Genomic DNA, 10,000 nt, shown 5'->3' on the forward strand with positions numbered 1-10,000 from the left:
CCGCGTAGACCGCATCGAAGTCATAAACCGTCAGGTGGGGTGGCAACGCCGCCACGGCCGGGTGCCGCCGGGTCCGCACATAGATCTCCCGAAGTCCCTGTAAGACTTCAACCGCTTCCCAAGTCCAGTAGCGGGGATCCCCAGGACCTAAACCCAGGATGATGATCACTGTCCCACCTCCGGAAAGGTATGGATCTCCCCTCCCAGGGGCCCCAAAGGAAATTGAGGGAAGGAGATCCAGGAGGGAGGAGCTGCAATCATGCGCGAAGGCACCCGTTGATCTTCTACACGCGGGGCAAATACCAGCCCACCGTTCGGTTCGTGCGCGTCAGATATGTGCGAGCGACCCGCTGCACGTCCTCTGGGGTCACCTGGGCTAGGCGCTCCAGATAGGTCTCAAACCAGGTGTAATCCGCGAAGACCTCGCTCCAGCCATACCAGAAGCCCTGGTTGGTCACTGACTCGCTGCTGTAAGCGAAGTCCGCGCGGGCCTGTTTGAGAACCTTCTCGAATTCCTCCGGGCGGATGAGTTCAGACTGTAAGCGCTGGATCTCAGCGTCGATCATCGCCTCGGCCTCTTCCGGCCGCCGGCCAGGTTGAAGAGTCGTCGTAACGCTATAAAGGAACGGATCCACCGTGGCGCTCAGGCTGCCTCCTACCTCAGCGGCGATGCGCGTTTCCACCAACGCTCGATACAGCCGGGAGGTTTTATTCGACGTAACCCCGCTGAAACTGAGAGACCCGGTGCCGGTCAGCACAGTATTCAAGATCACCAAGGCCATGAAATCGGGATGGGTCGCCTCTGGGATATGGTAAGCAATCTCCAGATAGGCCGTGTTTCCCTCCCCTTCGACGACGACCCGGCGCTCTCCCCTCTGAGGAGGCTCCGCCACCCGCAGGCGGGGGATCTCTGGAGCCGGTCGGATACGGCCAAAGGCCCGTTCGATCACTCGCAGCGCTTCCGGGATACGTAGATCTCCCACCGCCACCGCGATGGCGTTGTTGGGAGCATAGTAAGTCCGGTAATGACGGTAGAGATCTTCCCGCGTTATCCTCTGGAGATCCCCGGGCCATCCGATGACCTCGTGGCCATATGGGTGGGCCTGGAAGGCCAGCGCCTGCACCTGCTCGCTTAACAGGAAGAGGGGATTGTTCTCAGCCCCATGTCGCTCGGAGAGGATCACCGTCCGCTCCGCCTCCACCTCTTTCGGGTGAAAGAGGGCCTTCGTCATCCGATCCGCCTCGATCTCCGGAGCGATCGTCCACCGATCCGAGGGCAAGGTCTCAAAGTAGGTCGTGAAATCGAGCCAGGTCATCCCGTTCCAGGCACCCCCTTCCCGGGAGATGAGCCGATCCAGGGTCCCCTTCGGATAGGTGGGGGTGCCCTTGAAGAGCATGTGCTCCACCCAGTGGGAGATCCCGGTGAGGCCGGTGGGCTCATCCCGGCTTCCCACGCGATACCAGACCCAGAACGTGACCACCGGAGCGTGATGCTGTTCTTTCAGCACCACGGTCAGCCCATTGTTCAGCGTCGTTTTTAGAAAACCGTTCCGACGCACCGAGCGGAAGCGCCGGGAGATTCGGGGAACTGATCGTCGCGTCATCGCCCTCACCTCAGCAGATGAGGCAACAGGAAGGCCAGGACGATTTGGCCGCTTAAGAGAAGCGCGGCCAGCACGCCGATGCGGCGCAGATCTCGCCGCACGTAGGTGTAATCGTAATTCGCCAGACTGGATGTCGGCCGGCGGGAGGGGATAGAGCGTGGCAAGGGCGACGTGGGGACCTCCCGGGCCGGAGCCGGAACGGTCTGGGAAGGAGCAGAAGGCGTGGATCGCACCCGTCGTTTCTTGGCCATGGGAAGAAAACTCCTGACGGAAAAAGATTTGAGGGGATGGGGCGGGCGGCTTTGTCGCCCGCCCCACCGGTTTCTTCATCGGGCGATCTCCACCGCTCGGGTCTCCCGGATCACGGTGACCTTGATCTGCCCGGGATACTGCATCGTCTCCTCGATCTTGCGAGCGATCTCCCGGGACATCCGGATGATCGCCAGGTCGTCCACCTCCTCTGGCTTCACGATGATGCGGATCTCCCGGCCGGCCTGGATCGCGTAGCACTCAGCGACGCCGGGATAGGAGCGAGCCATGTTCTCCAGATCCTGGATCCGCTTGAGATACATCTCCAGGGTCTCCCGACGGGCGCCGGGCCGGGCGCCCGAGATGGCATCCGCGGCCTCGACGATCACTGCCTCGATGCATTCCTGGGGAACCTCGTGGTGATGGCTGGCGATGCAATTCACCACCTTGGGCGGTGCCCCATAGCGTCGGGCCAGCTCCGCGCCGATCAGGGCATGGGTGCCCTCCACCTGATGGTCCACCGCCTTTCCAATGTCATGCAACAAACCGCCCATCCGGGCGATCCGCACATCGGCGCCCAGCTCTGCGGCGATCATCCCAGCCAGCCAGGCGACCTCGACCGCGTGATGCAACTGGTTCTGGCCGTAACTGGTGCGGAACTTCAGGCGGCCCAGGAGGCGGACGAGCTCGGGGTGCAGCGCGGTAACCCCTGCCGCGGCCGCGGCCTGCTGGCCTTCCTCCCAGATGATCCGCTCCACCTCCTCCCGGGCTTCGGCGACCACCTTCTCGATCCGCGCCGGATGGATCCGCCCATCCTGGATCAGGCGGGTAAGCGCGATGCGGGCGATCTCCCGCCGCACCGGATCGTGGGAAGAGAGGGTGATCGCCTCCGGGGTATCGTCCACGATGATCTCCACCCCGGTGATTTTTTCCAGGGCCCGGATGTTGCGGCCGTTCCGCCCGATGATGCGCCCTTTCATCTCATCGTTCGGAAGGTGCACCACCGAGACGGTCAATTCCGCTACCTGTTCGCTGGCGATGCGCTGGATGGCGGTGGCGATGATCTCGCGGGCGCGCTCCTCCGCCTGAACCCGGACCTCGGCCTCGATCTGCCGGTAGAGGCGCGCCATATCCTCCCGCGCCTCTTTCTCCACCATCTCCAGCAAGGCCTGGCGGGCCTGCTCGACGGTCATCCCGGCCACCTGCTCCAAGGCGGCCCGGCGCTCCTCCTCAAAGCGGCTGATCGCCGCCTGGAGCTGAGCGCTCTGACGATCCAGCTCCGCCTGACGCTCGTTCAGGCGGCGCTCCTGCTTCTCCAGCCGTTCCACCCGGCGATCCAGCTCCTCCCGTCGATGGCGCAGGCGCTCTTCTTCCTTACGGAGGTCGGCCCGCCACCGGCGCAGCTCCGCTTCGGTAGCCTCTCGCAGGCGAAGGGCCTCATCCTTTGCCTGCAGGAGAAGCTCCGCCGCCTGTTGTTTGGCTTCCTCGACCAGCCGTTGAGATTCCTGACGCGCGGTCTCGATCTCGCTCCGGAGCTGCTCTCGAACCCGTTGCTGGACCAGTTGCTTTCCCAGAAACCATCCCAGCGCACCGCCGCCGATCACTCCGATTGCGGCCAGCGGAACAATGATCAGCCAGTCCATGGTGTATCCTGTTCCAGTTATGATGCCAGAAGATCCTTTGGGGGATGGGCGGCCCAGAGCCTATCCCCCAAAGCCAAATACAGTTGTTCAGATCGATTCTTGCTCCTCCGCAAACAAGCTCCTTCCTTCCTCTCGCTCCAGAGTTCGGAGGATCTCCTTCACCAGCTCCCCATCAAACCCCCGACGGAGGAGGTATCCCGTCAGACGTCGCCGGAAGGTGAGGGGGCCCAGACCTTGCAACCGTCGGGCTCGCTCACGGGCCAGGCGCAGCGCGAGGGAATGCTCATCGAGAGAGGCCTCCCGGAGGACCTCTTGAATGATCGCGGGGGAGATGCCTTTTCGCCGGAGTTCCGCCTGGAGGGCCCGGCGGCTGCGCGGCCGGAACGCGGTTCGGTTCTCTATCCAGAAGCGAGCGAAGGCTCGATCATCCACCAGCCCCACCTGCCGGAGCCGGTCCAGCTCTGCTTCTACGGTTTGGACGTTGAATCCTTTCCGGCGCAGGTGGTCAGCAACCTCCCGCTCGCTGCGCGGGCGATAACTCAGGAACCGGAGGGCAACCTCATGAGCCTGTTCTAAGAGATCCCGTTCCAGAAGCTGGCGGATCTCTTCATCGGTGAGCACCTGGCCCGGGCGCAGCTGCGCGGCCTCGATCGCGGTTAGCCGGAAAGCCCGACGGCCGTCCAGGTAAACCGCCACCTGCCCGCTTTTCAATGCCCGTAACTCCGTGATCCGACCGCCCATGAGGCCTCTATGCGAAGGAAGATCCCCGCGAGGAGGTAGGCATCGCCTCCCCGATCCGCTTCTCCCCCATCCTCCCGGGCTATTCAGCTTCCAGGATCGGGGCGGCTTCCTCGGCACTCTCCGCGCTCACCCCCAGGCGTTTGAGGTTGGCCGCGCGGGCGGCGTTCTCCCGGATCTGGCGCTCCAGCTCCTCCATCAATTCCGGATGAGCTTTCAGGAACTCGCGGGCGTTCTCCCGACCCTGGCCCAGACGGGTATCCCCATACACAAAGAAAGTGCCTCGCTTCGTGACCAGCCCCAGTTCGGTCGCCAGGTCCAGGATGTCCCCCGCCTTGCTGATCCCCTCATTGTAGAGGATATCGAACTCCGCCTCGCGGAAGGGCGGGGCTACCTTGTTCTTCGTCACTCGAACCCGGACCCGGCTCCCGATGATCTCGCCGCCCGCTTTCAGGTTCTGCAGACGGCGGATCTCCAGGCGGACCGAGGCATAGAATTTAAGCGCCATGCCTCCCGTCGTGGTCTCCGGGTTGCCAAACATGGTGCCGATCTTCATCCGCAGCTGGTTGGTGAACAGCATCGCGGTGTTGGATTGACGGATCGCCCCGGCGAGCTTGCGCAGGGCCTGGCTCATTAGGCGCGCCTGGAGACCCACATGAGCGTCGCCCATCTCCCCTTCGATCTCCGCCCGCGGCACCAGGGCCGCCACCGAATCCAGCGCCACCACATCCACCGCCCCGCTGCGAATCAGGGTCTCCGCGATCTCCAGGGCCTGTTCCCCCGTGTCCGGCTGAGCCACATATAGGTTATCGACATCCACCCCGCATCGCTGCGCGTATTGCGGATCGAGGGCGTGCTCCATGTCGATGAACGCCGCGATCCCGCCCCGCTTCTGAGCTTCGGCGATCACGTGGAGACAGAGCGTCGTCTTCCCCGAAGCCTCCGGGCCATAGATCTCGGTGATCCGCCCCCGGGGGATCCCCCCCACCCCCAAGGCGAGATCCAGGGCCAAGGAGCCGGTGGGGATCACGTCCACGGGCTGCTGAGCGGCCTCCCCCAGGCGCATGACCGTTCCTTCCCCAAAGCGTTTGGTCAACGTCAACACCGCCGTCTCCAGAGCCTTTCGTCGCGCGTCGTTTGCCATCGCTCACCTCTCTCTATCAGACTCGATGGATTCGCAGGCCGCCTCTCGAGGGATCGCCCCATTGGCGCCCTCGCTTTAAACATAAGTTTACGTTTGGAAAGTTCAGCATGCAAACCGATGCCGTGAATTCGATCCGGGCTGGGGAACTGGACCGAAGGCCGAGGGCTCCCGGTTCAGCTCCCAGCACCTTAAATATAATAGGAGCTACGTAGCTCCTCACCTCGTGGAGCTTTGGGGGCGTTTGGCTCCCCCCTCCCATGGCTTCTGGGCCATGGGGGGAGCAAGGGGGGAGGGGCTATTGCCTGCCGGACTAGCTTCAGCTTCTCGAATCCCCAGTTTATAACTGGACAAAGCACTTAGGGGGATAGGATGAGCGGGCTGCGATGGATCTTGTGGAGCGGCGATCTCCTGGTTTTCCTGTTTTTTGCAGCCCTTGGGAGGGCCAGCCATGGCCTGCTCGACGAGGGTCCTATGCTCTGGGGCGTGGCGCGGGCAGCAGCCCCCTTCTTCATTGCCTGGGCTATCGTGGCCTGGGTGGCCCGCCTGGACCGCATAGACCTCACACGCCCGCCAGGCCATGTGGCGTTGCAAACCGGGTTCGCCTGGCTGGGGGCGGGGATCCTCGGGCTGATTCTCCGAAGCCTGATCCTCGGCCGTCCGGCCCCCCTCCCCTTTGCCGTCATTACCCTGACCGGCAATGGGTTCTTGCTCGTCCTCTGGCGGTGGCTTTTACAGCTGTGGATCGCACACAAGCATTGAACATTTGGGGGTGGAGGGGGCTGCAGAGGGCAGCCCCCTCCACCCCTAATCCCCCGGAAGAGGAGGAATCAGTCAAACCGGAGCGCTGCGATGAGCTCGACGGAGATGCTTGCCCGGATTCAGGAGGTGAAACGACGGCGGGAGGCGGAGCTGTTGCGCAAGGCGAATGTGGTGGCAGTGGGGATCGGCTATCGCCAGCGGGGTGGCCACTTCACCGACGAGCTCTGCCTCGTGGTCTCCGTCCGCCGCAAGGTTCCCCCGGAGATGCTGGCGCCTGAGGATTGCATTCCCCCGGAGATCGATGGCGTGCCAGTCGATGTTCAGGAGGTGGGCACCCTGCGGGCGTTATAACATAGAACGGCTCGCTCGATGCACCCAGCGAGGAACTCCAGGATGCTGATGACAGCCCTTTTCCTGCTGCTCCTGGCGCTGGGGATCGGAGGTCTGGGATGGCTTCTCCAGCGATGGACGAGCCTTCCGCACGGCGAGGTCCTGAAGGAGGACATGTCTGACGCCAGAGCCTCCCCTCCGCTCTTCGCTCCCCGTTATCGCCTGGTCGGCAGGCCGGATTACCTGATCCGACAGAGGAAAGCCATCATTCCGGTGGAAGTGAAAGCCACGCGGGCTCCCCGTTATCCGCACCCCTCTCATGTGATGCAGCTGGTCGCCTACTGTCTGCTTGTGGAAGAAACCTTTGGCCTTCGACCGCCATATGGATGGATCCGCTATCGGGATCGATCCTTTCAGGTGGAATATACCCCGGAGCTCCGGGAGGAGCTCCTGAGGGTGCTGGCCTCCATGCGACGGGATCTGGAACGGGGAGAGGCGCATCGCCAGCATCGCTCTCCAGCGCGCTGTCGCGCGTGTGGATTCCGGACGATCTGCGACGAGTCCCTGGTATGAGAGGGGGCAGGAATTTTCAGCCCGCCCGGCCCGGATCCAGACCCTGTCGATTCCGTTGCAGGAAACGCTCCATGGCGGCCCAGTGAGCTGGGGCCGCCCAGAGATGAGCGAACTGCTCGCGCTCCATCTGAAGGGCTTTATGGAAAGGGAGCGAATCCCCATCCCGGATCATCGCCTTAATCGCTCGCACCGCCTCGGGATCCCAGCGCAGGATCTCTCGAGCGAGAGCCTGGGCCTCAGCAAGCGCCTGGCCAACGGGAGCCACACGCTCGATCAGCCCCAAACGTAACGCTTCCTCCGCGCTGACCCTCCGAGCGGTCAGCAAGAGCTCCAGCGCCCGGCCGGGCCCGATCCGCCGGCGCAGACGCTGCCCTCCGCCCCATCCAGGGGTGAGGGCCCAAGCGACCTGCACAAAGGCCAGGTCCGCGTCTTCCGCCATCACCCGCAGATCACAGGCCAGCGCCACCTCCACGCCCCCACCTCGTGCGGGCCCATTGATGGCCGCGATGCTGATCCAGGGGGCTTCTTCCAGCTGACGCAACGCCTCACCCATCACCTGCCCCAGCCGATAACCATCCGCCTCCGTGCGATAGTGCGCCATCTCATAGAGATCCGCCCCGGAGAGGAAAGCCTCCCCTGCGCCGGTGAGGATCACCACCCGCAGCCCAGGATCCCGCGTAGCCTCCGCCACTGTCTGGGCGAAGGCTTCCATAGTGGCCCAATCCATCGCATTCCGTCGCTGAGGGCGGTCCACGATCCAGATCGCAAGCTCTCCCTGGCGCTCCACCCGCAACATATGTAGGCTCCCTCCGGACAGTGGATTGCGGACTTGAGCCCTGCGCTAAAAGCAAGGGGCCGGCGACGTATCTGGCGTGCCGGCCCCTTCATTTCCCGATCCGGGCATTGTTATGCAGCCCTCAGGAACTCCTTCATCTGACGCACCTTGAGCTGCTTGCGCAGGTAGCGCAGGGCTTCAGCCTCGATCTGCCGGATCCGCTCCCGGCTCAGCCCGAACCGCTGGGCGACCTCCTCCAGGGTGTAGGATCGCCCGTCTTCGAACCCGTAGCGGAGCCGGAGGACTCGAGCGTGGCGGCTGGGCAGTTCATTCAGGATCTCTTCGATCTGCTCGCGCAGCAGCTGATCGGCCACCACCTCATCCGGCGCCGGGCTCTCCACATCGCGGATTGCTCCCTCCAGCGTGGTCTCGCCCTCATCATCCATCGGCTCGTCCAGGGAGAGCAATGGTCGGGCTGCGTTCCAGAGCCACTCCACCTTATCCGTCTCGGTTCCCAACCGCCCCGCGACTTCCTCTGGCGTGGCCGGCCGGCCGGCTTCCTGCTCGATCTGATGGGCGATCCGCTGGGCCTTCCGCAACTGTTCCTGGGCATGGATCGGCAAACGAATTGTGCGAGCCTGCATCGCCAGCGCCCGGGTGATCGCCTGCCGGATCCACCAAGTGGCATAGGTCGAGAAGCGGCGGCCTCGCTTGGGATCGAACCGCTCCACCGCCTTCATCAGGCCCAGGTTTCCTTCCTGGATCAGATCCAGCAGGGGGACCCCGAGACCCTGATACTTCTTGGCCACGCTGATGACCAGGCGGAAGTTCGAAGTGATCAACTTCTCCCGGGCCTGTCGACCCTCCTCCGCCAGTCGTTCCAGACGCTGGCGGATTTCCGGAGGGATCTGGCCATCGCGAGCCAGGCGTCGGGCAGCTTCCCGGCCACGGGCCATTCGCATGGCCAGTTCCTTCTCCTCCTCGGCGGTCAGCAGCGGATGATCGGTGACCTCCCGGAAGTAAAGGGAGATCAGATCCCGATCCTCCGCCAGCTCACCCAGGACCGGGAGAGAAGTTTCCTCATCCAGCTCGGACTCCAGGTCGAACTCCTCCAGGGGAGCTTCCTCCTCCCAGGGCTCGGCCCAGAACGCTTCCGTTTCCAGCTCCTCCTCCTCATCGGGGAGGATCGGGCGGTTTCGACGCGTCATGGCAACCTCCTTTGGGTCGCCAAGACCCTTTAGGAATCCCATGCACCAAGTCCCTTACAGGCGCAGTGGGAGTGTGGAGATGATGAAGATAAAAAGGGGCGAGCGGCTCTTTTACCGTCCGCCCTTCCCACAGGGGTGCAGGAGGAGGATCTGGCGGTACCCATTCATCCAGGTGCTACGAAGCGGATCATGTAGCACCTTTTTCACAGTTGCGGGGGCGGGATTCGAACCCGCGACCTCCAGGTTATGAGCCTGGCGAGCTACCGCTGCTCCACCCCGCGGCGCAACCATTCCCCTGGCAACGGCCTACTCTCCCAGAGGGTCGCCCCTCCAGTACCATCGGCGCTGGCGGGCTTAACTTCCGGGTTCGGGATGGGACCGGGTGTTTCCCCGCCGCTCCAGTCACCAGGGGAATGGTGAGACTTCGATCCCTACACGCTCCTTAACAACTGAATTGTGGCAGGAAGGCCAGGCGTCCGGCGTTGGGACGCCAGGGATCTGAACCCCTGACGGACCACCTGGGGTGGGTCGAAGGACATCCAGCTCACGCTGGGAGATCGCCTTCGACCTGCACTCCCTAGAAAGGAGGTGATCCAGCCGCAGCTTCCGCTACGGCTACCTTGTTACGACTTCGTCCCAGTCGCCGGCCCCGCCTTCGACGGCTCCTTCCCTCCCCCTCCCAGGGTCTCTTCGGAGAAGAGGCCCTAAGAGGGGGAGGGTTAGGCCACCGGCTTCAGGCGTTGCCGACTCCCATGACGTGACGGGCGGTGTGTGCAAGGCCCGGGAACGTATTCACCGCCGTATGGCTGACCGGCGGTTACTAGCAACTCCGCGTTCATGCAGGCGGGTTGCAGCCTGCAATCCCAACTGAGCCCGGCTTTGATGGGATTGGCTCCCCCTCGCGGGTTGGCAACCCATTGTACCGGGCATTGTAGCGTGTGTGTAGCCCCGGGCATCAAGGCCATGCTGACTTGACG

At 63.6% G+C, this 10,000-nt stretch carries 10 protein-coding genes, 1 tRNA gene and 2 rRNA genes (1 of these 13 cut by a window edge); 3 read left to right on the plus strand and 10 right to left on the minus strand.

Annotation, left to right across the window (positions count from 1 at the left end; translation table 11 throughout):
- Nucleotides 1–284 precede the first annotated feature (284 nt).
- From NZM16_RS13455 to recA, 5 genes are all read right to left on the minus strand, one after another.
- On the minus strand, nucleotides 285–1,604 hold the full coding sequence (locus tag NZM16_RS13455; protein ID WP_295480860.1) for a pitrilysin family protein: 1,320 nt from the start codon (nucleotides 1,602–1,604) through the stop codon (nucleotides 285–287).
- Between the two features lie 5 nt (nucleotides 1,605–1,609).
- The gene (locus tag NZM16_RS13460; RefSeq protein WP_295451427.1) at nucleotides 1,610–1,855 is read right to left on the minus strand and encodes a hypothetical protein; all 246 of its coding nucleotides are present in this window, start codon (nucleotides 1,853–1,855) and stop codon (nucleotides 1,610–1,612) included.
- A gap of 75 nt (nucleotides 1,856–1,930) precedes the next feature.
- Nucleotides 1,931–3,496: a ribonuclease Y gene (rny, locus tag NZM16_RS13465; RefSeq protein ID WP_295451425.1), complete on the minus strand. Its 1,566-nt coding sequence runs from the start codon at nucleotides 3,494–3,496 to the stop codon at nucleotides 1,931–1,933.
- A gap of 87 nt (nucleotides 3,497–3,583) precedes the next feature.
- Nucleotides 3,584–4,237: a RecX family transcriptional regulator gene (locus NZM16_RS13470; protein ID WP_295480862.1), complete on the minus strand. Its 654-nt coding sequence runs from the start codon at nucleotides 4,235–4,237 to the stop codon at nucleotides 3,584–3,586.
- Nucleotides 4,238–4,316: 79 nt separating this feature from the next.
- Nucleotides 4,317–5,378 (minus strand): recombinase RecA, encoded by a 1,062-nt coding sequence (gene recA, locus NZM16_RS13475; RefSeq protein WP_295480864.1) that lies wholly within the window; start codon nucleotides 5,376–5,378, stop codon nucleotides 4,317–4,319.
- Between the two features lie 369 nt (nucleotides 5,379–5,747).
- On the opposite strand from recA, the gene NZM16_RS13480 reads away from it, so the two are divergent.
- The 3 genes from NZM16_RS13480 to cas4 all read left to right on the plus strand — a co-directional run bounded on the left by NZM16_RS13480 (nucleotide 5,748) and on the right by cas4 (nucleotide 7,040).
- Nucleotides 5,748–6,137 (plus strand): DUF3054 domain-containing protein, encoded by a 390-nt coding sequence (locus NZM16_RS13480; protein WP_295480866.1) that lies wholly within the window; start codon nucleotides 5,748–5,750, stop codon nucleotides 6,135–6,137.
- Between the two features lie 90 nt (nucleotides 6,138–6,227).
- The gene (locus NZM16_RS13485) at nucleotides 6,228–6,488 is read left to right on the plus strand and encodes a hypothetical protein (protein ID WP_295480868.1); all 261 of its coding nucleotides are present in this window, start codon (nucleotides 6,228–6,230) and stop codon (nucleotides 6,486–6,488) included.
- A gap of 42 nt (nucleotides 6,489–6,530) precedes the next feature.
- A complete protein-coding gene (gene cas4, locus NZM16_RS13490; RefSeq protein ID WP_295480870.1) occupies nucleotides 6,531–7,040 on the plus strand; it encodes a CRISPR-associated protein Cas4 in 510 nt (169 codons plus the stop codon).
- A 16-nt stretch (nucleotides 7,041–7,056) separates the two neighbouring features.
- Here the strand turns inward: cas4 and NZM16_RS13495 are convergent, their stop codons facing one another.
- The 5 genes from NZM16_RS13495 to NZM16_RS13515 form a co-directional block, all read right to left on the minus strand.
- Nucleotides 7,057–7,836, minus strand: coding sequence for an enoyl-CoA hydratase/isomerase family protein (locus NZM16_RS13495; protein ID WP_295480872.1), 780 nt, complete (start codon nucleotides 7,834–7,836; stop codon nucleotides 7,057–7,059).
- A gap of 110 nt (nucleotides 7,837–7,946) precedes the next feature.
- Nucleotides 7,947–9,023, minus strand: a complete 1,077-nt coding sequence (locus NZM16_RS13500) for a sigma-70 family RNA polymerase sigma factor (protein WP_295480874.1) — start codon at nucleotides 9,021–9,023, stop codon at nucleotides 7,947–7,949.
- 209 nt (nucleotides 9,024–9,232) lie between these two features.
- A tRNA-Met gene (locus NZM16_RS13505) sits at nucleotides 9,233–9,304 on the minus strand.
- Between the two features lie 12 nt (nucleotides 9,305–9,316).
- Nucleotides 9,317–9,433: ribosomal RNA gene (gene rrf, locus NZM16_RS13510) — 5S ribosomal RNA — on the minus strand.
- A gap of 171 nt (nucleotides 9,434–9,604) precedes the next feature.
- Nucleotides 9,605–10,000, minus strand: a 16S ribosomal RNA gene (locus NZM16_RS13515); it runs 1,175 nt beyond the window's last position.

It is taken from the genome of Thermoflexus sp. (assembly GCF_025055495.1).
Taxonomy (GTDB): domain Bacteria; phylum Chloroflexota; class Anaerolineae; order Thermoflexales; family Thermoflexaceae; genus Thermoflexus.